The organism is Bacillus sp. BP-3, from assembly GCF_028401955.1.
Taxonomy (GTDB): domain Bacteria; phylum Bacillota; class Bacilli; order Bacillales; family Bacillaceae_G; genus Bacillus_A.
Map to the genome: position 1 here is coordinate 53,725 of NZ_JAQOTJ010000017.1, position 22,576 is coordinate 76,300.

28 protein-coding genes and 1 pseudogene are annotated in these 22,576 nt (G+C 34.9%); 10 read left to right on the plus strand and 19 right to left on the minus strand.

The window, feature by feature from the left end:
• Positions 1–90 precede the first annotated feature (90 nt).
• The 3 genes from PLX19_RS21035 to PLX19_RS21045 form a co-directional block, all read right to left on the minus strand.
• Entirely contained in the window at positions 91–579 is a 489-nt protein-coding gene (locus PLX19_RS21035) for a hypothetical protein (RefSeq protein WP_272190857.1), read from the minus strand.
• 240 nt (positions 580–819) lie between these two features.
• A complete protein-coding gene (locus tag PLX19_RS21040) occupies positions 820–1,296 on the minus strand; it encodes a glutathione peroxidase (protein WP_272190785.1) in 477 nt (158 codons plus the stop codon).
• Between the two features lie 156 nt (positions 1,297–1,452).
• The gene (locus PLX19_RS21045) at positions 1,453–2,616 is read right to left on the minus strand and encodes an RNA-guided endonuclease InsQ/TnpB family protein (protein WP_272190787.1); all 1,164 of its coding nucleotides are present in this window, start codon (positions 2,614–2,616) and stop codon (positions 1,453–1,455) included.
• 509 nt (positions 2,617–3,125) lie between these two features.
• On the opposite strand from PLX19_RS21045, the gene PLX19_RS21050 reads away from it, so the two are divergent.
• Positions 3,126–3,347, plus strand: coding sequence for a DUF3925 family protein (locus tag PLX19_RS21050; protein WP_272190859.1), 222 nt, complete (start codon positions 3,126–3,128; stop codon positions 3,345–3,347).
• A gap of 88 nt (positions 3,348–3,435) precedes the next feature.
• Positions 3,436–4,407, plus strand: a complete 972-nt coding sequence (locus PLX19_RS21055) for an MBL fold metallo-hydrolase (RefSeq protein WP_272190788.1) — start codon at positions 3,436–3,438, stop codon at positions 4,405–4,407.
• A 94-nt stretch (positions 4,408–4,501) separates the two neighbouring features.
• Here the strand turns inward: PLX19_RS21055 and PLX19_RS21060 are convergent, their stop codons facing one another.
• A complete protein-coding gene (locus tag PLX19_RS21060; protein ID WP_272190789.1) occupies positions 4,502–5,185 on the minus strand; it encodes a DUF3600 domain-containing protein in 684 nt (227 codons plus the stop codon).
• On the minus strand, positions 5,185–5,760 hold the full coding sequence (locus tag PLX19_RS21065; protein ID WP_272190791.1) for a sigma-70 family RNA polymerase sigma factor: 576 nt from the start codon (positions 5,758–5,760) through the stop codon (positions 5,185–5,187). The genes PLX19_RS21060 and PLX19_RS21065 overlap by 1 nt, the downstream gene beginning before the upstream one ends.
• 338 nt (positions 5,761–6,098) lie before the next feature.
• Between PLX19_RS21065 and PLX19_RS21070 the strand changes: the two genes are divergently transcribed.
• Together PLX19_RS21070 and PLX19_RS21075 are read left to right on the plus strand one after the other, a co-directional pair.
• Positions 6,099–7,082 (plus strand): quinone oxidoreductase family protein, encoded by a 984-nt coding sequence (locus PLX19_RS21070; protein WP_272190793.1) that lies wholly within the window; start codon positions 6,099–6,101, stop codon positions 7,080–7,082.
• A 31-nt stretch (positions 7,083–7,113) separates the two neighbouring features.
• The gene (locus tag PLX19_RS21075) at positions 7,114–7,734 is read left to right on the plus strand and encodes a hydrolase (protein ID WP_272190796.1); all 621 of its coding nucleotides are present in this window, start codon (positions 7,114–7,116) and stop codon (positions 7,732–7,734) included.
• Between the two features lie 47 nt (positions 7,735–7,781).
• Here the strand turns inward: PLX19_RS21075 and PLX19_RS21080 are convergent, their stop codons facing one another.
• From PLX19_RS21080 to PLX19_RS21095, 4 genes are all read right to left on the minus strand, one after another.
• A complete protein-coding gene (locus PLX19_RS21080) occupies positions 7,782–8,951 on the minus strand; it encodes a DEAD/DEAH box helicase (RefSeq protein ID WP_272190798.1) in 1,170 nt (389 codons plus the stop codon).
• A 19-nt stretch (positions 8,952–8,970) separates the two neighbouring features.
• The gene (locus PLX19_RS21085) at positions 8,971–9,498 is read right to left on the minus strand and encodes a hypothetical protein (protein WP_272190800.1); all 528 of its coding nucleotides are present in this window, start codon (positions 9,496–9,498) and stop codon (positions 8,971–8,973) included.
• A 90-nt stretch (positions 9,499–9,588) separates the two neighbouring features.
• A complete protein-coding gene (locus PLX19_RS21090) occupies positions 9,589–11,277 on the minus strand; it encodes a formate--tetrahydrofolate ligase (RefSeq protein WP_334313772.1) in 1,689 nt (562 codons plus the stop codon).
• A 130-nt stretch (positions 11,278–11,407) separates the two neighbouring features.
• Positions 11,408–12,088 carry a class I SAM-dependent methyltransferase gene (locus tag PLX19_RS21095; protein ID WP_272190803.1) on the minus strand — a complete coding sequence of 227 codons (681 nt, stop codon included), beginning with the start codon at positions 12,086–12,088 and terminating at the stop codon, positions 11,408–11,410.
• A 210-nt stretch (positions 12,089–12,298) separates the two neighbouring features.
• Here PLX19_RS21095 and PLX19_RS21100 point away from each other — a divergent pair, with 210 nt between their 5' ends.
• On the plus strand, positions 12,299–12,637 hold the full coding sequence (locus tag PLX19_RS21100; RefSeq protein ID WP_272190805.1) for a permease: 339 nt from the start codon (positions 12,299–12,301) through the stop codon (positions 12,635–12,637).
• A gap of 138 nt (positions 12,638–12,775) precedes the next feature.
• Positions 12,776–13,417, plus strand: a complete 642-nt coding sequence (locus tag PLX19_RS21105) for a hypothetical protein (protein ID WP_272190806.1) — start codon at positions 12,776–12,778, stop codon at positions 13,415–13,417.
• Positions 13,418–13,533: 116 nt separating this feature from the next.
• On the opposite strand, the gene PLX19_RS21110 is transcribed toward PLX19_RS21105, so the two are convergent.
• The 4 genes from PLX19_RS21110 to ytfJ form a co-directional block, all read right to left on the minus strand.
• Positions 13,534–13,743, minus strand: a complete 210-nt coding sequence (locus PLX19_RS21110; RefSeq protein WP_272190808.1) for a hypothetical protein — start codon at positions 13,741–13,743, stop codon at positions 13,534–13,536.
• 69 nt (positions 13,744–13,812) lie between these two features.
• Positions 13,813–14,133, minus strand: coding sequence for a hypothetical protein (locus PLX19_RS21115; protein WP_272190809.1), 321 nt, complete (start codon positions 14,131–14,133; stop codon positions 13,813–13,815).
• 53 nt (positions 14,134–14,186) lie between these two features.
• Positions 14,187–14,963, minus strand: a complete 777-nt coding sequence (locus tag PLX19_RS21120) for an oxalate:formate antiporter (protein WP_272190860.1) — start codon at positions 14,961–14,963, stop codon at positions 14,187–14,189.
• Between the two features lie 161 nt (positions 14,964–15,124).
• The gene (gene ytfJ / locus PLX19_RS21125; RefSeq protein WP_272190810.1) at positions 15,125–15,550 is read right to left on the minus strand and encodes a GerW family sporulation protein; all 426 of its coding nucleotides are present in this window, start codon (positions 15,548–15,550) and stop codon (positions 15,125–15,127) included.
• A gap of 131 nt (positions 15,551–15,681) precedes the next feature.
• On the opposite strand from ytfJ, the gene PLX19_RS21130 reads away from it, so the two are divergent.
• Positions 15,682–16,467 carry a GNAT family N-acetyltransferase gene (locus PLX19_RS21130; RefSeq protein WP_272190811.1) on the plus strand — a complete coding sequence of 262 codons (786 nt, stop codon included), beginning with the start codon at positions 15,682–15,684 and terminating at the stop codon, positions 16,465–16,467.
• Positions 16,468–16,543: 76 nt separating this feature from the next.
• Here the strand turns inward: PLX19_RS21130 and PLX19_RS21135 are convergent.
• The 5 genes and pseudogenes from PLX19_RS21135 to PLX19_RS21155 all read right to left on the minus strand — a co-directional run bounded on the left by PLX19_RS21135 (position 16,544) and on the right by PLX19_RS21155 (position 19,471).
• Positions 16,544–16,834 (minus strand): annotated as a pseudogene (locus PLX19_RS21135) (antibiotic biosynthesis monooxygenase family protein).
• Positions 16,835–16,946: 112 nt separating this feature from the next.
• Positions 16,947–17,825: a phosphotransferase family protein gene (locus PLX19_RS21140; RefSeq protein WP_272190812.1), complete on the minus strand. Its 879-nt coding sequence runs from the start codon at positions 17,823–17,825 to the stop codon at positions 16,947–16,949.
• A 52-nt stretch (positions 17,826–17,877) separates the two neighbouring features.
• Positions 17,878–18,321, minus strand: a complete 444-nt coding sequence (locus tag PLX19_RS21145) for a GNAT family N-acetyltransferase (protein WP_272190813.1) — start codon at positions 18,319–18,321, stop codon at positions 17,878–17,880.
• A gap of 22 nt (positions 18,322–18,343) precedes the next feature.
• Positions 18,344–18,829 (minus strand): GNAT family N-acetyltransferase, encoded by a 486-nt coding sequence (locus PLX19_RS21150; protein ID WP_272190814.1) that lies wholly within the window; start codon positions 18,827–18,829, stop codon positions 18,344–18,346.
• 75 nt (positions 18,830–18,904) lie between these two features.
• Complete coding sequence (locus PLX19_RS21155) at positions 18,905–19,471, minus strand: GNAT family N-acetyltransferase (protein WP_272190815.1); 567 nt, start codon at positions 19,469–19,471, stop codon at positions 18,905–18,907.
• A 245-nt stretch (positions 19,472–19,716) separates the two neighbouring features.
• On the opposite strand from PLX19_RS21155, the gene PLX19_RS21160 reads away from it, so the two are divergent.
• The 3 genes from PLX19_RS21160 to PLX19_RS21170 are packed head-to-tail and all read left to right on the plus strand — an operon-like array spanning position 19,717 to position 21,854.
• The gene (locus tag PLX19_RS21160) at positions 19,717–20,619 is read left to right on the plus strand and encodes an ABC transporter permease subunit (RefSeq protein ID WP_272190817.1); all 903 of its coding nucleotides are present in this window, start codon (positions 19,717–19,719) and stop codon (positions 20,617–20,619) included.
• Positions 20,616–21,662: an ABC transporter permease subunit gene (locus PLX19_RS21165; RefSeq protein WP_272190861.1), complete on the plus strand. Its 1,047-nt coding sequence runs from the start codon at positions 20,616–20,618 to the stop codon at positions 21,660–21,662. The genes PLX19_RS21160 and PLX19_RS21165 overlap by 4 nt, the downstream gene beginning before the upstream one ends.
• A gap of 39 nt (positions 21,663–21,701) precedes the next feature.
• Positions 21,702–21,854, plus strand: a complete 153-nt coding sequence (locus PLX19_RS21170) for a DUF1648 domain-containing protein (protein ID WP_442869076.1) — start codon at positions 21,702–21,704, stop codon at positions 21,852–21,854.
• A 42-nt stretch (positions 21,855–21,896) separates the two neighbouring features.
• Here the strand turns inward: PLX19_RS21170 and PLX19_RS21175 are convergent, their stop codons facing one another.
• Positions 21,897–22,328 (minus strand): GNAT family N-acetyltransferase, encoded by a 432-nt coding sequence (locus PLX19_RS21175; RefSeq protein WP_272190818.1) that lies wholly within the window; start codon positions 22,326–22,328, stop codon positions 21,897–21,899.
• Between the last annotated feature and the right edge of the window lie 248 nt (positions 22,329–22,576).

A 22,576-nucleotide genomic window follows, 5' to 3' on the forward strand; every position in this document is an offset into this window, starting at 1 on the left:
TCTTTTTACTATAGTTCCTTCAAATTCCAACCTTTTAGAAATTTACAATCATCTCCAAAACGAAGAATCATCTTGCTTATTACGCGCATATTAATTTTTCTTTGCCTCTATTTTTTCTTTTACTTTTTCAGCTTTATCTAAAGACTCTCCGATATCTTTTTGTTTTTCCCTTATTTCATCAACGCTATCTACCGCTTTAATTGCTTTATCAATTCCTTCTTCTTCTATTTTCTTTCTCTTTTCTTCTCTCGTTATTTCTTTTTTCTCTATATCTTTTGCCTTTTGCAACATATCTTCAGCATTGAACTTTACAGCTTTTTCAAGTGTCGCATTTTTTTTTGTATCTATCACTTGATTCGAGTCTTCCATCGCTTGTTTATAATCTCCATCTTTTAACGCTGTCGCACCATGTTCCATCCATTTTGCAACTTTCATATATGTTTTTGTTTCATCTGTAGATTTTTCTTGGTCGGCTTTTTCAAACCACATAATTGCATCACTATACTTCGTGTCTTTCAATGCTTTCATACCTGCTTCGACATGTGCATCATAATTACTAGTACTACATCCAGCTAACATAATTAAAAAACATCCTATTGTAAAAATAAGTTTTTTCAAGCTATTTTCCTCCTACATCCTTATACTACTATATTATTGTCGAATGCTCCTATTATCAAATAAAAACTATTCTGTATTAACAATTAAATTTATTTCATATAAGTCCCTGATATACATTCAATTTTCAACTCTGAAAGACACTCATCCCATCTATGCATGGTCCCACACAAAAAGAAGCTCTTCTAAATGAGCTTCTTCTTTCTATAGTACCTTTTCAATTTCCTTTTCTAATTGCTCTGGTTTCGTCTGCGGTGCAAAACGATTCACTACTTTACCATCACGCCCTACTAAAAATTTTGTAAAATTCCACTTTACCGCTTTCATTCCTAATAATCCTGGTGCTTGCTCCGTTACATAGTGAAATAATGGATGGGTGTTATCGCCTTTTACATCAACTTTCATAAACATGGGGAACGTTACACCATAATTTAACTCGCAAAATTCCGTAATTTCCTCTTCTGTTCCAGGTTCTTGACCTCCAAATTGATTGCATGGAAATCCTAGTATTTCAAAGCCTCGATCTTCATATTTTTCATACAAAGCTTGCAATCCTTTATATTGCGGTGTAAAACCACATTTACTAGCAACATTCACAATTAATACTACTTTTCCTTCATATTCACGTAACGACTTTTCTTCTCCTTTTATTGTTTTTGCAGAAAAATCATAAATTGTCATATTATATCGACTGCTACTAAAAACATATACAAATGTATACTCTTAGAGTTTTCCTGCTTCTACGAACCCCATTTCGCTACTATCTTGCTACTTTGGTTTATATGGCTCTCCACAGGCGTTAATTCCGATGTAGCCCACCGTACATATATACCCTAGTTAAGTTAGTATGGTATATTCTTTTGCTTGTAAAAGGTTGATGGATGCGTTTAAATCTCTATCTATTTCATTTCCACACTCGCATGTGTATACTCTGTCAGACAGTTTTAAATCCACTTTCTTATGACCACAACAGGAACATAATTTAGAAGAAGGATAGAATCTGTCTACTTGGTGTAATTCAATGCCATATTCTTTACACTTTGCTAATAACCATGTTTGAAACGTATAAAAACATTGCTGTGCGACAGCTTTAGATAGATGCTTATTCTTCATCATCCCTTTTATATTCAAATCTTCTATTATGATATACGTTGGTTTGGTTTTCACTAACTTATTCACAACAGACTTTACATACTCTAATCTAATATTTACTAAACGAGCATGTAATTTTTGTACGCTAAGAATATTTTTGTCTATATTCGCTCTTTTGTTAGTAGCAGATGTTTCACCCCTCTTTTTTAAATTTTCATATTTACGTGATAAAGAGCGTTGTTCACGTTTTAATTTTCTTTCTAACTTTCTTACTTTTCCTGTTTCATTAATATTTCCGTGAATTTCCCCAGTACTACAAATAGCAAAATCTTTAATCCCTAAATCAATCCCTAACCCTGTTTTTTCTAGCTTTAGTTTTACTTGCGCTTCCTCTACTTCACAAAGTATGGATACATAATATCTCCCTGCTTTTTGAGAAACTGTTCCACTTTTCACAATGGCGTTTTTAGGAATATAACCGTACTCTTTCAACCTTACAAAGCCAAGAGTAGGTATTTTTACTCGATGTCTTTCAATCGTCCAGTCTGTTTTATTATTTTTAGGGAAGTAGCATTTTACATCTTGATTTTTCTTCTTTTTAAATTTAGGAAATCCACTAACCCCTATAAAAAATCTTTTAAACGCTTTTTCTCCATTCATAATGGCTTGCTTTGTGGCTTTAGACGACACACTTTTTATCCATGCTTTATCCTCATTATTAGGTATATATGCGTTGTTTAACCACTTGGAAAAATCCATACCACTTACAAATCTACCTTCCTTTTCATAAACCTCTTTATTATGAGAAATGTAGAAATTGTAGATAAATCTACTAACTCCAATCGTTTGATGTATTTTAGATTTTTGTTCTTGTGTAGGGTTAATTTCTATCTTATAGGATTTTTTCAATTTTCTTACCCTTTATGATTTTCCCTTGCACTTTCTTAACCCGTATATACGAAAGCCAAACACATATAGAATAGAGACAATATCTTGCACTAACTCTTTTTGCAGGTAAAGACTTTCACTATTTACAACTATAACTTCCACATTGAATATGGGTAAGAACCTTTCAAACCAATCGTGCCCAAACCGAATAAATCTCTCTATGAGTGCTGAAAATTGTACCTACTTCGTTTGAATCACAATCTTCTTGTGATAATATTGCACTACAATTGATTATACTTGTATACGTTTTTAACAACTAATTAACTCATCCTTAAGTTCATACACTCTCATATATCTATCATAAAATGTATGGTGTACATTGTCTAATGAGAACGCTTTATTTCTGTTCAAAAAATCGTCACAATTTGCTAGACATTTTCCTTGGAAAGTTTTACAATAAAGATGTGAACAAAATGTGACATTTTATCTTCTGAATTGTGACATTTTCAATTCCATTATTAAAAAAAGGGATGGTGTTGATAATGAAAACTGTACAAAGTGAAAAGCTTTCTAATCGCGAATTTTATTTCGTACTATACATGATGATGTTATTTGTTTTAGGTTGGTTTATGGATGTTAACGGTATTTTCTTAAGCAAATATTTCACACTCGCAGGAATGATTACTGTTCCAGCAATTGGTGGTCTTGTCGGCTACTTTATTATATCTCTTAGCAAACAACAAAATAACTAAACGTATTACATAAAGGCAGAAAACGATGTTTCGTTTTCTGCCTTTTCTTTTATAATAAAAGAATAATAGCCTACAAGGAGTGATAATTTTGAAAAAAGTAGAAAAACTATCTTCACAGCTATATCTTATCGACGATTACGACTTACAACATGAACAACGTACAGGTACATATGTTTTACTCGGTGATGAAATTACGATCATTGAAACGTGCGCCTCACCATCTGTTCCTTATCTATTAGATGGATTACAACAGTTGAATATCCAACTGACCGATATAAAAAATATTATTGTTACACATGTTCATTTGGACCACGCTGGTGCTGCTGGCTTAATGATGGAAAAATGCCCAAATGCAACGCTATTCGTTCATTCCAGGGGCGCTCGTCACATGATTGATCCAACAAAACTCATTCAAGGTGCAAAAGCTGTTTACCGTGATTCATTCGATAAACTCTTTCATCCTATTTTGCCTATTCCAGAAGAGCGTGTTCACATCGTACAGGATGGTGAAACATTGCAAATTGCCAATAATCAGACGCTGACATTCTACGATACACCAGGTCATGCAAAGCATCACATTAGCATTCATGATTCTTTAACAAATGGTATATTTACAGGCGATACGATTGGTATTTACTACCGTCAATTAGCCGAACTAGGTGTTGAACTTTATTTGCCAACAACATCTCCTACACAGTTTCAACCAGAAGCTATGTTAGCTTCAAAAGACCGTATTCAAAATATGAATGTCGATTTTATTTATTTCGGTCATTACGGTGCTTCTTCTCATATTTCTGAAATTTGCAATCAGCTAGAATATTGGCTTCCAATATTTGTTGAAGCAGGAAAGCAAGTGTTTGAACATCAACAAAACTTTGAAAAAGCAAGCCAAGAGCTGTCCCATTTATTACTTGAAAAAGTATCATCACATCTTACAAACCAAGGTGTCCCATCGTCACATTCCATTTATGACTTGCTAAAACTCGATTTAGAAATCGGGGCTATGGGAATTATTGATTATTTGATTAAGCGAGAACAAACAGAAACAACTCCAAAATAAGGATTTTACTATCTTGACCAAAATATTTATCGCTGTAACAAAAAAGAGTCCATTTTTCTTGTCGTGGACTCTTTTTTGAAGTTTATTCGATATGTTACTTATGTATCCTCTCGCTGACATAATTCATGAAATGATCTGCTTCTTGAAATTCTGCTTTATATTCTTCAGGAACCTCATCTATCGTTATAGGTTCACTTGATTTCATTTTCGCATGTATTTTTTCATATGTCATTTGAGCATGTATATATTGTTTAAATTCCTTAGAAGTTAACACTTCTTTACTTGATTTCTCTCCGTTTAACTTATCAAAATACGGCTGAATAACCATGTAAGCCTTCATCATTTCCTCTTGTTTCTCTTGAGAAAGTTGATCGTAATCAATATTACCATTTGCATCTCCATATTTCATTTTTACATCTAGCAGTCCTTTTAACAATGTTGTAAACTCTGTATACTCTTTGTCTTCCATTTCACCTTTTGCTTGCGATAACTTCGCATTTACATGCATATACCCTTGAAGTGTTGCATTTACAAAATGTTTCTTTACATTATCAAATGATCCATACACACCATCTGCCACAAGAGATTGATACGCAAAAGCACTCGTTGGAATAAGTAATGTTGCTGCTAACACACTCGTTATAAGACGTTTTTTCATTGGTTTCCCTCCGCGTTCTACTTTTATTTGATTCATTACTTTTTCTTTCAATTCCGGTGATATTACAATTCCTCTTGCCTCTTCTTGCAAAGATTCTCTTACTTTATATTCAAGACTCATTATGCATCCCCCACTTCTTTTAAAAGAATATTTCCCTCTCGCTCTTTTTGCCGTAATTTCTTTAAAGCTGCATGGATTCTCGATTTAACCGTTCCAACCGGTACATCTAAAATATTTGCTACTTCTTCTTGAGAGTAATCATGTAAATATCGCAGGATGATGACTTGTTTTAACTTATAAGGTAACTTATGTATCAACGTAACAAGTTCTTGATTAGAGAGCTTGTTGACAAGATCAGTAGAAAAATCAAATTCAAATGGTTTTCGCTGTTCTTCTGCTTTTTTCACAATCCGTAGACGCATCCATCTCTTTCTCCTATAGGAATGAATTTGTCTTACAGTAAGGCCAATTAACCATGGCCTAAAGGAGCGCCCCCGATCAAATTGACTAAGCGATTGATACAATTGCATATATATTTCCTGAACAACATCATCTACATCCGACTTTTCCTCTATTAAAAAGTGAGCTGTCTTATACACATCTTCAATTGTTTTATCGTATAGTTCACTATATGCTTCCTGATTTCCTAATAACGTCTGCTCGATAAGATAACCATATTCAGCTTCTTTCTCCATCCTTCATCCCCTCCTTCCTTATGTCGTACACTATATATTGGCAAGAACAGAAAATTTCGTTCGATTTTTTTGAAATAAAGTGAAACTTTAATCAGTGGCGGGGGTTTTTCATCCTCCACTGATTAATAGTTAAACCAATCGGGCTTTTACAGGCAGTTTATCTCCCACCTAACTTCTTTACTTTTACTGAATTTTGAGATGGGAGTATTACTGTCCACGAATAGCGGGATAAATTTTTCATAACGTTTTCTTATAACTCTTCATAACCATTATATAATTTTCCAATTCATGATGACCTTTTAAAATAAATTATAGAATCTACTTTAGGAGGACATATCATGAAAGCAATTATTGTAACTGCCTTTGGAGGCCCTGATATGATGAAATATACAGATGTAACTATGCCGTCTATTAACATGAATCAAGTTTTAATTCGCGTTGTCGCAACAAGTGTGAACTTTGCTGATATTAAATCTCGATATGGAAAAAAGGGCACTGGAAATCTTCCTTTTATACCTGGTATAGATGCTGCTGGAATTGTAGAACAGGTTGGGGCTAACGTAACAAATATTAAGGTAGGACAGCGCGTTATTGCTTTTCCAGTTAACGGATCGTACGCCGAATATGTTGTAGCAAATGAAGAACTTACTTTTGTATTACCAGATGAAATTGATTTTGAAACGGCTGCAGCCTGTCCGATTGTTTCGTTTACAAGTTATACACTGCTAGCAAATATTGCAAGGTTACAACAAGGCGAAACTGTACTGATCCATGCCGCTGCAGGAGGAATTGGCACAACAGCTATTCAACTCGCTAAAATTTTAGGTGCTAGAAAAGTCATTGGAACAGTTGGAAGTAATGCAAAAAAGAAAATTGCTTTAGAAGTCGGAGCAGATCATGTTATTTGTTATAAGGAAGAAGATTTTGCGCAGAAGGTAAATGAGATTACAAATGGAGAAGGTGCAGACGTTATATTAGATTCTATTTCTGGTACCATATCAGAGCAAAGCTTACAATGTCTTGCATTTTATGGACGCCTTATTCATTTTGGAAATGCAAGCGGTGATATCGGAACATTTCAGACTAAAGACTTACATGCAAGCTGCCGATCTGTTCTTGGCTTTAGCTTTGGAACAACTCGAAAAAAATGCCCCCATCTACTTCGGCATACTGCAGACCAAATATTTCTACTTTTAGGAAATGGTGATTTACAAATTAAAATTGGAAAACGTTTTTCACTTCAGGATGCAGGGAAAGCACATGAATGGGTCGAAAGTAGACAAAGCACCGGAAAAGTTTTATTAAATGTTCAGCCAACATAACATGATTCTCTTTCAAGCGGAGGTACCTTTCATGGGATCAAGAATTATGCATGTAATTGTAGCGAATTTGGTTGCAAAAAAATTAGAGATTCAAGACAAAACCTCTTTCCTACTCGGAGGAATTGCGGCAGATGCAGTCCATTCACGAGAGGAAAAAGAAATATCGCACTTTTATAAAGGCACAGTAAAGAATTATACAAGAAAAATTGATTATGAAGCATTCCTACATAAATATAAGGCGTACAAAGATTCTCCTTTCATATTAGGATATTACACACACCTCATTGCTGATGATATATGGTTGCAGGGATTCTATCTCCCTTGGCTCAAAAATCGAATAGAGCATGATCCTAATCTTCTTTCTTTATACCATCACGACTTTAAGCTTTTAAACGGAAAACTGCTTCAATATTATGATTGTGATAAGAGCCTATTTCATACTTTAAATATGAATGCGAATTTGATATGTATTGATGAAGTATCAGAAGGAAACATACATTCTTTCAAAACATTAGTTTTTGAAGATATGATGTACCCACAGCAAGATTTATTTGAACCACTACAAGTATTTACAATGAATCAAATTATTGGTTATATAGAAACCTCTCTTTATAAAAGTACGTTCTATATAGAGCAGCTGCATATTTTCTGATAAAAAAAGCCATGGCTACATCATATTCGTAGCCACGGCTTTTCAATTTATCTAGGCTTTTTCTTCCCATTAAACGCTGGTTTCTTTTTCTTTGGCGCTTTCGGCTTCGAATCAACAAACGATCCTTTAAACATTTCTTGCTTATTGAACTGAATGCCTAGCTTCTTCGCAAATTGAAGTAACTTTTTCTCTTCTTGCGGTGTTACAAGGGATACAACTGTCCCCTCTTTCCCCATACGACCTGTACGTCCCGAACGATGAATATATTGATCCAGCGTATCTGGCAATTCTAAATGAATAACGTGTGTTAAGTCATCAATATCTAATCCACGCGCTGCGATGTCTGTTGCTAATAAAATTTCTACTTTACCTTGACGGAATGCACGCATTGTTGCTTCACGTTCTTGTTTGCTTGCTTCCGCATGAAGAGCCGCTGCTTTCATCTTACGGAATTTCAGCTTCTCAGCAATTTCATCTAAACGGAACGGATCGTTTAAGAAGGCAACTGCTTTTACATCACCAGTATACATAATTTTACGAACAAAATCATTTTTTTCTCGGCGTTCACAAACGATATACGTATGTTCAACAAGACTCTTCGTGTCTGTGCGTTTCACACGAATGAATTGCGGCTGAACTGCAAAATCACGCGCTACTTCTTCTGCATCTTTTGTCATTGTTGCCGAGAAAAATACGACTTGACGATCACGCATTGTCGATTTAATTACATCGGAAACGGCATCGATCATCTTTTGTTTTACAATTTGATCAAACTCATCAAATACAATTGTTTTCACCTCATGCATTTTCAATTTCTTCATACGGATTAGTTCTAAAATACGTCCAGGCGACCCAACGATTACTCGCGGATGTTTCTTTAACTTCTCTACTTGACGCTTAATATCTGCACCGCCAATTAAAGATGCACCTGAAATCTCAGTACCCGCAGTAAACTTTTGTACTTCTTCATGAATTTGCATCACAAGTTCACGTGTTGGTGCTAAAATAACCACTTGAGGTTGTTTCACTTCAGGGTTAATTTTATGTAAAAGTGGTAATAAATACGCTAATGTTTTACCTGTTCCTGTTGGAGATTCAGCAATAACGTCTTGTCCTTCTAAAATTGTTGGAATAGCTTGCTTTTGAATTTCAGTAAACTCTTTAAAACCAGCTTTCTCCCAAGCTTGTTGCAAAAATGGTTGCATCTCTTTTATCATTTCTTTTTCTCCTTTATCTCTATTTTTGAAGAAATTGTTGTATTATTCGCATCGCTTCTATCATATGAGGAATAACTGCTACTAAGTCATCAACATGGTCTTCTGTAATCACTTTTTGAAATAAGATATCTACTTTATTATGATATGAAATCGCTTGCTTATTATATTCGTATGAAATTTGCTGCGTAATCATTCGTTCTTTTCCCCATATGGATTGTAGCAACGCTTCGATTTCTTGGCAATCTTTTTCTGGATGCCTAATAGGAAATTCAAAGAACAGTTTCATTTCACAACCAGGAACAAAATTTGGTACCTCTAATATCTCACCTGATAAATTCTTTGCATTAACCGATAATAAAAACGTCGCTTCTACTAATGGCTCAATATATTCTGTAAGCTGAAACGAAATGGTATATGTACGACTAAGTGATGCTAGATCCATTATATCTTTTCGATTCGTTACAATGATATCAGCATGTAAATCAAAATCATATACAGCTCCTTCAACGACAACTTTTAAATTTTCAAAAGCAGTTGGATCAAACATATATTCCTCCAAAAAACAAGCGCCTTTCCATCGAAAGGCGCCGAATGATGTACGTATAGTTTACCGATAAAAGAGAAGAAATACAACCTTTTAGAATAAACCTACTGCTTTTCCATCTTCATTTACGTCCATTTGCAGAGCAGCTGGTTTTTTTGGAAGACCTGGCATTGTTAACATTGTTCCTGTTAATGCGACGATAAAACCAGCACCAATAGATGGTTTAAATTCTCGAATTGTCACTATAAAGTCTGATGGACGTCCTAATTTTGTTGGATCATCAGAAAGAGAATACTGTGTTTTCGCCATACAAATTGGTAAGTTACCCCAACCCTCTTCAGCAAATTGCGTTAATTGTTTGCGAGCTTTTGGCGCAAATTCGATATCTTTTGCACCGTATACTTTTTGGGCAATTGTACGAATTTTCTCTTCTAATGGAAGCTCTAAATCATATAAAGGTGCGTATGTATTCTCACCTTTTTCAATTACTTTTAATACTTTCTCAGCAAGGTCAACACCGCCTTGACCGCCTTTTTCCCATACTTCCGTTAAAGATACTTCGTAGCCGCGCTCATTGCACCACTCTTGTAAGTATGCCACTTCTTTATCTGTATCTGTAATGAATTTGTTAATTGCAATAACAAATGGAACACCAAATGCTTGAATTGTTTCAACGTGTTTTTGTAAATTTTCCATACCTTTTGCTAACGCATCAACATTCTCTTCTTTTAATCCATCTTTCGCTACGCCACCATGCATTTTAAGAGCACGAATTGTTGCAACAATAACAACTGCTTCAGGTTTGATTCCTGCTGCACGTGCTTTAATGTCTAAAAATTTCTCAGCGCCTAAATCCGCACCAAAACCAGATTCCGTAATCACATAATCACCAAGTTTTGCTGCCATTTTCGTTGCGATTACACTGTTACAGCCGTGTGCAATGTTAGCAAATGGGCCGCCATGTATGATTGCTGGTGTATTTTCTAACGTTTGTACTAAATTTGGTTTTAACGCATCTTTCAATAATAGTGTTAATGCACCTTCTACACCTAAATCTTTTACTGTTACTGGTTCATTATTCATGTTATAAGCAACAACAATGCGTGCTAAACGTCCTTTTAAGTCTTGTACATCTGTTGCTAAGCAGAATACAGCCATGATTTCAGATGCAACTGTAATATCAAATCCGTCTTCACGTGGCACACCTTGTACTGGTCCACCAAGGCCGATTACAACATTACGAAGCGCACGATCATTTAAATCTACACAACGTTTCCATACGATTTTACGCGTATCGATGCGCAAATCATTTCCTTGTTGAATGTGATTGTCAATAAATGCTGCAAGTGCATTATTTGCAGTTGTAATCGCATGAATGTCACCTGTAAAGTGAAGATTAATATCTTCCATTGGTACAACTTGCGAGTAACCTCCGCCTGCTGCACCACCTTTTAATCCCATAGTTGGTCCAAGAGATGGTTCACGAAGCGCAATCACTGCTTTTTTACCGATTTTATTAAACGCTTGTCCTAAACCAACTGTTACCGTTGATTTTCCTTCCCCTGCTGGAGTAGGGTTAATTGCTGTAACTAGTACAACTTTTCCATCTTCTTCGTCTTGTAAGCGCTTAAAAACATCAAGAGATAACTTCCCTTTATAATGACCATATGGCTCTAATTCTTCTTCTAAAATGTTTAATTTCGCTGCAATCTCTTGAATTTTCTTCATGCTTGCTTCTTGCGCAATTTCAATGTCAGATTTTACTGTAGTTATTGCTGTCATATTCCCTAATCCCCCTTTAATTATTTCTAAAAATATTGTATCAGTTTTTTGTATTTTCTGCACTTATAATCCAACTTTAAAGCGAAACTTCCATAAGTGCAGATTTAGTACCCATTTTCAGCAAGAAAAGTTACTTCTTTTGGAACATAAATACCCACATAAACGTTAAAGCCTGCTGCAATTCAAGCGGAAGTTGCCCAATCATTTTTTCATTTACTCCTCGTTTATATACTCCCATTCCATCTATCAAATATAACCCTTGCTCCTGTGCAAGTTTTTGAAATTCCCATGGCATCATTGTGTTACAAATGACATTTTTTCCATATAAACGTGGATAGCTATTCTCACGCGGTTTTGCAGTTGGTCCTAAAATAGCAATACAGGCATAACCTTCTTTTCCTAACACTCGTTTTATTTCTTGCAACGCTTGAAGAGGCGCTTCAGTCCATTCTAATGAATTAACCGCTAAAACAGATGCAAACTCCTCATCTTGGAACGGCAATGAAGTAAGATCGCCCACTATAAACGATAAACTAGAATGTTCACCTCGCTTTTTTCCTTTTTCAATCATTTGCTCTGATAAATCAATACCACAAGCTTTGTAACCAGCTTTACTTAGTTTGTATGTACCATATCCATCCCCACACCCTACATCAAGAACAGTTTCTCCACTTCGTATGTATTTTTGTAAAAACGGAATAATTGTACTGCGGCTACCATTATCCCACATTTCATGACTATTTTGATTCCAAAAATCTGCATTATCATCCCATTTTTGCTGCGCTGCTTCATGCCAATTAAACCTCGTCATTCTTCTCCCACCTTTCCAATTTACATCTAAGTAAAAGGCATTCTACACCATTTTGCATTTTTCCTGTTTATTCTTAAGAAGAGATGGATAATATAGCAACAGATAATTGTTTCTCCATTTTTTTCTTTGGTTGTATATAAATAATAAGCATTTTTTCTTATTTAATAAAAAATACTAAGCATACCCTAATTCGAAAGAGAGGGATATTCCTTGCGAAAAAAACGAACACATCATCTAAAAAGCGGAGAAAAACAGGAAGAATATGCGATAGAAATTACCCCTCAGCGACTTCCAATTAGACGTCGCCGTAAAGAAATTCATAAAGAAGCAGAGCGGACAGACATCGGTGGAATTGTTGGATACGTTGCGTTATTTCTCTCTTTATTTTCAATTGCTTTCTATCCCATTACACTTGGATCGCTTTCTATTTTAATTGGACTTCTTGCTGTTCATTACGAAGCAAAAACACTCGGATATACAGCCATTGGATTCGGAGGATTTTCTTTACTTTTTAGTTTATTATATCCGTTCTTCTTATCAGCACTTTAAAAAACACTTGTTTCATACAAATTATGAAACAAAATATATACACACTAAGAAAAAGGAGTGAGTCTGTCACTCCTTTTTCTCATATACAACTTATTTTTTCACCATTCATTTCAAAGCTAGAAGTTTGTCCATTTCAAAATGAATAAGAGTACGTATACTAATAAAAAAAAGGAGTGCTTTAATAATTTGGAAAATGAAAAAGTAGCCGTCTCCGTCGAAATAGATGGAAAGAAAACAACTGTTGAACGACCAGCATATGAGAAAACGAAAATTGTTGTTGTAATTAATAACCAATTTACCAATGCACCAAATACTACACAAATTGCGAGTGGCGCCGGTCGCAGCAGTGCGGCAGGAAATAATGCAGCTTTGGATTCATCAAACACAGAGCAACAAGAAAGTGTTGGTGCAGAAGGAACAGCAAAAAATGAAGGTATGGAAGGTAAGCAACTCGAACCACATGAAAAAGATAAACAATGTTGCGGTGACAATGAAATTGTTATTGTTCTTAATAATCAAATTCATCTTACTGATGAAAGTGCAACTGAATCCACCTCTTCTGCGACTCAAGTAGCGAGCGGCGGTGGCACATACAGTGCAAGTGGCACAAACTCTGCAATTGAAAGTTCCAACACAAAACAACAATTTTCAGTTGGTGGTGCTAAAGATTCTCTAGCGTTCAACAGCGGAATGGATAGCGATCAAATAGAAGGTTGTTCCAAAAGCTTTAACTCAAAGCAACAACTTTCCGACGGCGGACCTAAACTTTTTATCTCTTAAACTCTTTCCAACTAACGAAAAAACTTTGCCTATTTCCTTTCAAGCATAAGAAAGATATACTTTCTCTTATGTAAGGGATGCAATAATTGTTGCATCCCTTACATGCCTGGTGTTTATTAACGAAATAACATGACATAACCGCAGCTACTACAATGATAGGCAGTAATTTCTTGAAACACCGGATAGTTCTCCTCATCTCGCTGTTCAATAAATACTTTTTCAAATCGATACATATTCGGTGCATATGCCCAGTCTTGTTTTGTACGAGCATATAAGGTGGACGAAAAAAAGTCTGCTCCCCCGCAAATCATGCAAATCTTATTCAACATAACTCCCCCCTAAGCTTGTCTTATCTTAACTATATGAAAGAGGGTACAAAAAAAAGACCTTCAAGATTAGAAAGTCTTTTCAGAGGAAAAGAGAAACATGCCCAATACTCCAATAGCGCTGTACGTCTTCTTTTTCTCTGTTTCTGTTTGAAACGTCTGCTCTACCTTTATAAAAAATACGCCATTTCGAACATCCTTACTAACAAACTCGAATTTCTCTTCTTTTTGATCTTTTTTCTGCGTACACTTAAAATCCACTTCATTACACACTATTGAATATTTGTCTTCTAAATGCTTTTGAAAGTCCGCTTCTTTCGGACATGTTAACAGCAAGATTGCAACAAGTATAATACTACTAATCCCTATTATTATAAAATTTTTCTCCATCTTGTCTCCTTTCCAAAAAAGAAAGAAAACTTGACTCATATCGTCAAGTTCCCTTAATCCATTATCCACTGCCACTCTTGTTCTTTCTTCTCAAAGATAAGCCATCCTGTTTTAGAAGCTTCACTTTTCAAATCTTCTAACCCATCTAAAACTTCATCCGTACTTTCATAAGAACCGATGACATAAACAGGAATCTCTAAACCTCGTCTTGATTCTATTTTTCCTGCTAAGTCTAAGTATAAGCCATCTTCCATAAATGGCAGAAGTTCAAGAATAACCTCTTTTGATATTGCTGGATAAATTTTCGATTTTTGAAAGAATGCAAATCGTTTTTTTCCAAATGAGCCAAGTTTATAAGGAATTACCTTACTAAGCATGCCTACAAACTCCTGCATTCTTCGGTAATATACTTTATTATACCAGCCATCATCGTGAGAAAGATAAACAAATCTATTTTTCAGAAGCGGGAAAAAAGGCTTCCCAAGTGGTTCCTTTTTGTGTGCCAAATAAAGCAATTCTGCAATTTCTTTTGGCTCCAATTCATCCAAGTCATTTACATCATCAAAATCAACCCAGCAAAATCCCTCAAACTCCCCGACATCTGCTGAAATTAATTTATGCATATTCTCTTCTTCTACATATTCAAATAAAGTATGATAATGAAAATCCGTCCATTCAAAACTATGCTTTAAAAGCAGCATTTGATGAAGCGGTGAAGGAATATTACTTGCAAACTCCTCAAACGTAATTCCAGACGTGATAAAACAATGATTGCGACGATTACCATTAATGTAAATCATATTCTTGATTTGGTCAGATCCTCCAGACAAAGCACCTAGCCACCTTCGTTTTATATGTTTCAATACTATAGGATATTTTATCACGAAAATTTTTAGAAATATAGAAAAAACTTCAAAAACTATTTACATTTTTATGAGTTTTATTACATCTCCATTACAAGAAAAAATGCCTGTTTAAAAACAGGCATTTTTCATACGATTTCATCTGGATTTTTTGGATGATGTAAATGATCTTGCTTTTTATTATTTTGAAATATCGACTGGATTTTATCAATGGTTTGCGGGGCAAGTTCAATTACTTTTTCCGCTAGATGTGTTGCATTTTGTAAATGAAGAATATTTACGCCATCCTTATTTACAACAAGAAAAGCAACCGGTGTAATAGAGACTCCACCAGCACTTCCACCACCAAATGCAGGGTTACCTTGTACCTTTTGTACATCATTTGTGGAAAAATCTGATCCCCCTGCTCCAAAACCAAACGCTACCTTTGAAACAGTTAATACAACGCCACCATCAGCTGTTTGAACAGGCTCACCGACAATTGTATTTACATCAACCATTTCCTTCAAATTTTCCATAGCTGCTTTCATCAGCCCTTGAATTGGATGATCCACCGTTCATAACCTCCTTTTTCATATCCTTCCTAGTTTTTCCTAAACATTGTGAACTAAACATAAATTTTTTGTTGATTTTTAAAATAATGCGTACTAATATTTAGAAAATACAAAAAATAGGGGCTGCAAATATGATTCGCAAATTAACAGAACAAGATCATAAACAAGTAATTTCTTTCTTAAGAAAAGAAGCTGCATTTAATTTATTCTTAATCGGTGATATTGAGGCATTTGGATATAATCAAGAATTTCAAGAATTATGGGGACAATTTACGATAGAAAATGAATTACACGCTGTCCTATTGCGTTTCCATGACTCCTTTATTGCTTATGCTGAGGATTCATTCCAACCAGAAGCATTCATGAATCAATTTCTTAACTATGACCATATTAAACTCTCTGGAAAATCAGAGGTTGTCGAGCAGTTTGAAAATTTCACGAACTTAAATCTTGGTAAAAAACTGCAGACATACTTTTGTGAATGTACAACTACAAAACAATTAATCAAAGATACAAGCAAAGAGGACATAAAAATAGCAACTACCTTCGACGTAGATCGCATTATGCATTTACGAAAACAAATTACTGAATTTACGTTGGCAGACAATAGCGGGAAACTCCTTCGCCAAGCAATTGAAACAAACACTGGCCGGACTTATTACATAGAGAAAAACGGAGAAATTATTGCATGTGCGTCCACATCTGCTGAAAACTCGTTATCTGCTATGGTTGTAGGTGTATGCACACATCCAAATCACTGCGGCAAAGGATACGCTTCCAATATCGTAAGTAAAATGATTCAAGATTTTATCGCGGAAGGCAGGACGCTTTGTCTATTTTACAGCAATCCTGCTGCTGGACGAATTTATAAACGTTTAGGATTTGAAGATATTGGAACTTGGACAATGTATCGCTAAAACAAAACTGCCATCAGCATAGAATATCTTCATTCCTACTGATGGCAGTTTCATTATATTCATGTTAAATCCTTTCTCACTTTACATACTGAAAATGCTCTACAATTGGAAACGGCTCATAAAAGTGGTGTAATCTCTTTTTCCATTCTTCATACTCACTTGATTTTCGAAATCCTTCCGTATGATCTTCTAACGTCTCCTAATTCACTAATAGAAGATATTTCCCCTTGGTTTCTATACATTTATAAAGTATATGACCACGATAACCTTTCATAGAAGAAATAATGTTAGAAGCCTCTTGAAAGGCATGTTCAAATTCATTTTCCATTCCAAGCTTCACTTGGAGCATCGCTGTCTCTAATATCACCACCATCATCTCCTAATTTTTTATTACAAGTCGAAATTTGTAAATTCTATTCTTCTCGTAATAACCCAATTGCCACTGCATTGTAATACTTTCTATATTACGTATGCCCTTATTAGATATAATCTTTTATCCCCTTTTCAAATGCTTTTCTATCATTATTCCTTAATCCAAATAATGCTTCTTGCAAAGCAAACGTACTTTTATAAAAATTCATTCTATCCATCACTTGGTCAAAATTCGGATACAACGATGAAAATTTCTCTAAAAAATGACTTCCATAGCTAGATAATAATCCTGCAAAATCGTATGCCGGATCACCAATACTGGCCCCGCCAAAGTCAATAATCCCTGAGATTCTGTTCTTTTCACCATCATATAAAATATTTGTCATCCCAAAATCTCCATGAATAAGACATGGCTGAAATGTAAAATGACTGTTATCACTTAAATAAGCTTCAAAAGATTGAGAGACATCTTTCCTTGCACTTTCTTTCATATAAGAAAACAATTTCTCTTTCAATTGAAAATATAAACTTTCTATTTCACTATATATATCAGCAATATCTCCTTTTAGAATGGAACTAATTTCAGGAACTGGTATGCTATGCAACTCTTTTAAAAAATTTACCAATTGCGCTGTACTTGTACTTTGTTCTTCTTCGGACAGCTGAAAAAATGTTGTATTCCAAAATGGCTCCCCATTAATTTTGTTATAACCAGAAAATACTTTCCCTGGCTCCATTGATTGAAAATGTTGATAGCTTGGACAAGGGATGGGAAGCGAAACATAGCTTTGTATTTTCTCTAATAGCTTTGTCTCAGCAATGAGTTTTGCAATTCCTTCTTTATATTTTGGAAAACGAAATACTATATTTTCATTTACAATTAGTACATCGTTATTTTGACCAATATCATTTACATAGGCAGTCTGCACGTCAAGGTTCGGGTAAATATTTCCCAAGTATTGAACGTACTCATTTTCTCTTACCATTTCTTCACCTTCTTGACTCTAATTGTTGCGAAATTCTACTTTTCTTCCCTATTTATTTACTCTCACGTCTCAAACTCATAACAATTTGTCTTTCAACAAACCCCATTTCTTTATACAACTCTTTCGCAAAATTCCCTGCAAATACATTCAAACGAATTTCTAAGTAGCCCAACTTATCAAGTTCATCAACCGCTGCCCTCATAAGCTGTCTTGAAAGACCTTCCCCACGATAAGGGGGAAATATATACAATTCATAAATAAAACCTAGTTCTTCCCCAGAAAAATAATCCTTATTGCTACCAATCAATACCCACCCTTTTAAAATATTATCTTGTTTAATTACAAGGTAATATGCGCCTTTTTCTAAAAGAGGCATCGTAATTTCTAGTACTTTCTCTTGACTAAACTTACTCGTTTTCATTGTCCCTTCATATAAAGACTGAGCCGCATAAGTTAAAATCTTTTCCGCATCACTTTCAGTTGCTCTTTGAATCATAAGAACCACTTTCCTTCCTCTACTATACATGCAATACCATTCTTAATGTTTTCAGCATATGCCCGTCAAAGTCATCTTCAAACGCATCTACCACTGCAAATCCTTTTGCAGTATAAAATGCTTTTCCAATTTTATTCTCTGATTCTACGTTAATATATATCTTCTTAACACCTTCTAATATTGTAATTCCTTTACGCAATAACGCTGTTCCGATACCATTCCCTCGATATGCGGCCAATAAGTATATCGCTCCTAACTCAGCTTCATTTTGATACTTTATTGGCGAGAAATTGACAAACCCAACAACATTCCCATCTACTTCTCCTACAAACAAATGTGAATGTTGTAAACGATGCTTCATCATGCCATAAGAATAAGCATGCTCTAAAAACTTCTCTTGTACTGCTACTGGAATAATGTCTTTATATGTATCGTTCCAAGAAGTCTTAGCCACATATTGAACAGATGGAATATCTTCTTCTTTCATCTCACGAATCACAAAATTCATAGAGATTCCTCCTACTCCTTTTTATACGTCTTACAAATCATTTATCAAACGTTATAATCACTTGGTACAAACGACTTATCTCTTCCCTGTTTTCATTTCTTCCCATTCCTCACGGATCATTCCCATCCGAATTGAGTCATAATACTCCCCATTATAATAACGACATTTTCTCATTCTTCCTTCTAACTGCATACCGAGTTTCTCAGCTACTTTCATCATACGGCTATTTCCTGACCATGTTGTCAAACCAACCCTTTCAATCGTCATTTGCTGGAATAGAAAGTCAATATACATGCGTAAAGCTTCTGTTCCATAACCTCCATTCCAATATGCTGGATTGTAAATTGTAATTCCAATCTCTAACCAACGTGACGGCTCATGTTCCCAGTAATACGTTACAATCCCTATAATTTCACCATCTTTTTCAATAAGAAACTTTGAATATGGGTCTTTCATTAATTTAGAATGTAGCCCTTCTTGAAAAGCAGCAAACTCTTGTCTTACGAACGGAAAATATGGTGCATCCCATTTTTTCCACTCTGGATGTTCTTCTTTATAAACTTCCTGCCATAACGGGTACAAATCCTCGTCTTCTATTATTCGAACAACTACTTTTTCACCTTTTAAATACGTTTGTTTCATAAAATCCTCCTATAAGCGCTTTCTTCCCTTTCAATTGCCATATAAATCCATTTAAATCACTCCCAATACAAGTCACTGACCTGACATGCATTTGCTTTCTCCCTTTGTTTGAAACCTTGCACACGAACTAGATAAACATTATATTTTTGCTAGTTTTATTTATTATAATATTTTTTCTGAAAAATCAAAACAAATAGCTGATTATTTTGTATAATATTGTAAAAATGTACTTTTGGAGGGGTTTTATGTTAAGAAAACTAGGGAAATCTTTTATACAGCTACTAACTGTTTTCATTTCGTTACTTATTCTATTGAACATCCCAGCCCTATTTATAAGCGAAAGCAAAAATATTTCATTTCAACCAAGCCAATTCATACAGGCCATCACTAAAATGGGAAAACAAATTTTCTCTTTACAGTCGCTTACTTTTCAAACTCCTGCCCCTACAGGTAACTTGAAAACCGTTCCCTTGTTTCCTAATGTATTAGAACCATACAGTTATTCATTTACTATTTTATTTGCTACCCTATTTCTTTCTATATTTGTTGCAGTAAGTATTGCTTATTTTTATTTTTTATCATCAAAACGGCTTAAAAATTTGATTCAGCGCACCGTTTTCGTATTGGAAGCTATCCCTGATGTAATGATTATGATCTGTATACAAATGTTTTTTATGTGGTATTTTCGTCAAACAGGTGAATTGCCAGTACATATTATGACATTCAATGAAAACAAAGCGTATATACTACCTATTGCTTGTTTGTCAATACTCCCTACAATTCAAATGTTCCGAATGATGATATTGTACATAGAGGAAGAGCGTATAAAACCGTATGTTGAAGTTGCCTATGGGAAAGGCCTTTCATCAAGCCATATCATCCGTATACATTTATTTAAAAATATTTTTATTCACCTATTCCATCATTCAAAAATGATTTTTGTCTTTTTACTTTCTAATTTATTTGTACTAGAATGTGTGTTTCACATGTCAGGCATTATTCAATTCCTTATTTTCACAAATCATTTTTCACCATCCATTACATTTATCGTACTTTTAATGATTGTTATGCCTTTTTACCTTTTGTTTCAAATTTGTTCTTATTTTATGAAAAGATGGCAAACACAAATGAATGGAGAGGTTATATGAAGGCTATTTGGAAATCAAAACGTTTTGTATTGGGATTAACATATATTGTCGTACTTGTCATCGCTAGTTTTATTTATGGCTTCTACTTCAAAGAAGATACTTTAAAGCCAATGAGACTGTTATACGATGAGAATGGAGAATTAATTGCCGCTTCACCATTTTCACCAAAGCAAATGCCTCCGCTTGGTTCGGATCGCTTCGGGGAATCTATCTTCTATCAAATATTAGATGGAGCAAAATTTACAATTTTATTCGCAATTGGAATTAGTCTATTGCGGGTCTTACTTGGCACAATACTTGGTGTGTTATTAAGCTTATATGTAACGCGATTAAAATCTTTTATAAAAACATGCACAGAAGTATTTTATTATTTACCAACCGTTTTCATTGCATATTTATTAATGCAGCCTATGAACAAAATGTTTTTTTCAAACTTAGATAGTAAACTCGAAGTCAACTTTTCTCTTCTTTCTTATCAAGCTATCGTTCTCGTCCTTGTTGTTTTACCTACTATAACAACATATGTATCTTCTGAAATTGATGAATTTATAAAACAAGAATATATTTTAAGTTCACAGCTGATGGGAGCAAGCCGCATACACATTGTTTGTACACATTTACGCGTATTACTTAAAGATCGTCTCTTCCTATTGTTTATGCAGCATATTATCCAAACTCTTCTGTTAATCACCCATCTTGCACTGGTAAGCCAATTTATCGGAGGGGTACAAAAGAAAAGTGCCGATTTTGGAGAAGATAAATTTATTTCACTATCTAACGACTGGGCAGGACTTATTGGTCTCAACTATTTTGAACTAAATATTTCTATATGGATTGTTTTTAGCACACTTGTGGCTCTATTTCTAACTATCCTCATACTGAAACTAATGACAACAGGAATTCAAGATGCTTTAGCCAAGCAAGAATATTCTATTAAAAAGATTGAAAGAAAAAAAGAAACATCTCAATACAAAAAGGATAAGCAGTCCTTTACATTCGCTAACAAACCTGAACACCCTTACCGGTCTCCTGCAAATATGTAGAAAGAAGGAATTTCTATAAAAAATAAATTCGGTTTCATTTTGTTATGTAGCATTATTACGACAAACATCATTCTATACTTTTTCTTACCCCCTGAAGTCGTAACAAAGTGGGATTTCAACGGAAATCCCACTTCTACTCTAACAAAAGGAACACATGAAACAATTGCTATTAAGCAGTCTTCTTCTCTGTAAAGCAACTCTTTGTATAAAATAAAGCAGGAGATTCCCCCTGCTTTATTTTATTTCCTTCCAAAACGAATAACTCACCTTCTCATACCCTTCTCTCTCATAAAAACGATGGGCTTCTAATCTTGGAAATGCTGAAGTTAATACAACACAAGAACAATCGTTTTCTTTGCCCCACTCCTCAATATAGGAAAGTAGTTTCTCTCCATATCCTCTTGAACGATGTGCTTCTGCTGTAACAAGATCATATATAAAAACATGTTTCTTATTATAAAAATTTGTACAAATTGCCGTTCCTGCTAGACTCACTACTTCCCCTTCATTATTATACAAAGCAAATAGACGATAATTTTCTTCTTTCATCCTTTCTAAAAGAGACAGCGCTTCTTCTCTAGTAAGTTTAGGTCGCAGTTGTTGTAATACCGGTAACACTCTACAAAATTCTTGCTCTGTTTTTACCCTTTGTACATGTGTATTCATATTCTTTCCCCCCAGCTATTTATCCCGCCTTAACGGGCAGTAAGCCACCCACCTTAAGATTCAAAGAGAAGCGTTGTCCAGCTCTAGCGGCTAGAATCTCCGGCCGTTTCGCTCCCTCTGACGAGGCAAAAAGCACCTCTCTGTCGGGGGCTCCAACGTCCTGCGATTCTGAGCAAGCCGCCTCCGCTTTTCTAAAGAAGATAGGTGTGGGACAACTATCCGTAAAAGCCCGATTGGTTCAACTAATA

Excerpts from the sequence above, each read along its gene's own strand:
- PLX19_RS21035 (WP_272190857.1), bottom strand. The coding sequence starts at position 579 with ATGTTAGCTGGATGTAGTACTAGTAATTATGATGCACATGTCGAAGCA.
- PLX19_RS21040 (WP_272190785.1), bottom strand. The coding sequence starts at position 1,296 with ATGACAATTTATGATTTTTCTGCAAAAACAATAAAAGGAGAAGAAAAG.
- PLX19_RS21050 (WP_272190859.1), top strand. The coding sequence starts at position 3,126 with ATGGTGTTGATAATGAAAACTGTACAAAGTGAAAAGCTTTCTAATCGC.
- PLX19_RS21060 (WP_272190789.1), bottom strand. The coding sequence starts at position 5,185 with ATGAGTCTTGAATATAAAGTAAGAGAATCTTTGCAAGAAGAGGCAAGA.
- PLX19_RS21065 (WP_272190791.1), bottom strand. The coding sequence starts at position 5,760 with ATGGAGAAAGAAGCTGAATATGGTTATCTTATCGAGCAGACGTTATTA.
- PLX19_RS21070 (WP_272190793.1), top strand. The coding sequence starts at position 6,099 with ATGAAAGCAATTATTGTAACTGCCTTTGGAGGCCCTGATATGATGAAA.
- PLX19_RS21075 (WP_272190796.1), top strand. The coding sequence starts at position 7,114 with ATGGGATCAAGAATTATGCATGTAATTGTAGCGAATTTGGTTGCAAAA.
- PLX19_RS21080 (WP_272190798.1), bottom strand. The coding sequence starts at position 8,951 with ATGATAAAAGAGATGCAACCATTTTTGCAACAAGCTTGGGAGAAAGCT.
- PLX19_RS21085 (WP_272190800.1), bottom strand. The coding sequence starts at position 9,498 with ATGTTTGATCCAACTGCTTTTGAAAATTTAAAAGTTGTCGTTGAAGGA.
- PLX19_RS21090 (WP_334313772.1), bottom strand. The coding sequence starts at position 11,277 with ATGACAGCAATAACTACAGTAAAATCTGACATTGAAATTGCGCAAGAA.
- PLX19_RS21095 (WP_272190803.1), bottom strand. The coding sequence starts at position 12,088 with ATGACGAGGTTTAATTGGCATGAAGCAGCGCAGCAAAAATGGGATGAT.
- PLX19_RS21105 (WP_272190806.1), top strand. The coding sequence starts at position 12,776 with ATGAATAAGAGTACGTATACTAATAAAAAAAAGGAGTGCTTTAATAAT.
- PLX19_RS21115 (WP_272190809.1), bottom strand. The coding sequence starts at position 14,133 with ATGGAGAAAAATTTTATAATAATAGGGATTAGTAGTATTATACTTGTT.
- PLX19_RS21130 (WP_272190811.1), top strand. The coding sequence starts at position 15,682 with ATGATTCGCAAATTAACAGAACAAGATCATAAACAAGTAATTTCTTTC.
- PLX19_RS21140 (WP_272190812.1), bottom strand. The coding sequence starts at position 17,825 with ATGGTAAGAGAAAATGAGTACGTTCAATACTTGGGAAATATTTACCCG.
- PLX19_RS21145 (WP_272190813.1), bottom strand. The coding sequence starts at position 18,321 with ATGATTCAAAGAGCAACTGAAAGTGATGCGGAAAAGATTTTAACTTAT.
- PLX19_RS21150 (WP_272190814.1), bottom strand. The coding sequence starts at position 18,829 with ATGAATTTTGTGATTCGTGAGATGAAAGAAGAAGATATTCCATCTGTT.
- PLX19_RS21155 (WP_272190815.1), bottom strand. The coding sequence starts at position 19,471 with ATGAAACAAACGTATTTAAAAGGTGAAAAAGTAGTTGTTCGAATAATA.
- PLX19_RS21160 (WP_272190817.1), top strand. The coding sequence starts at position 19,717 with ATGTTAAGAAAACTAGGGAAATCTTTTATACAGCTACTAACTGTTTTC.
- PLX19_RS21165 (WP_272190861.1), top strand. The coding sequence starts at position 20,616 with ATGAAGGCTATTTGGAAATCAAAACGTTTTGTATTGGGATTAACATAT.
- PLX19_RS21175 (WP_272190818.1), bottom strand. The coding sequence starts at position 22,328 with ATGAATACACATGTACAAAGGGTAAAAACAGAGCAAGAATTTTGTAGA.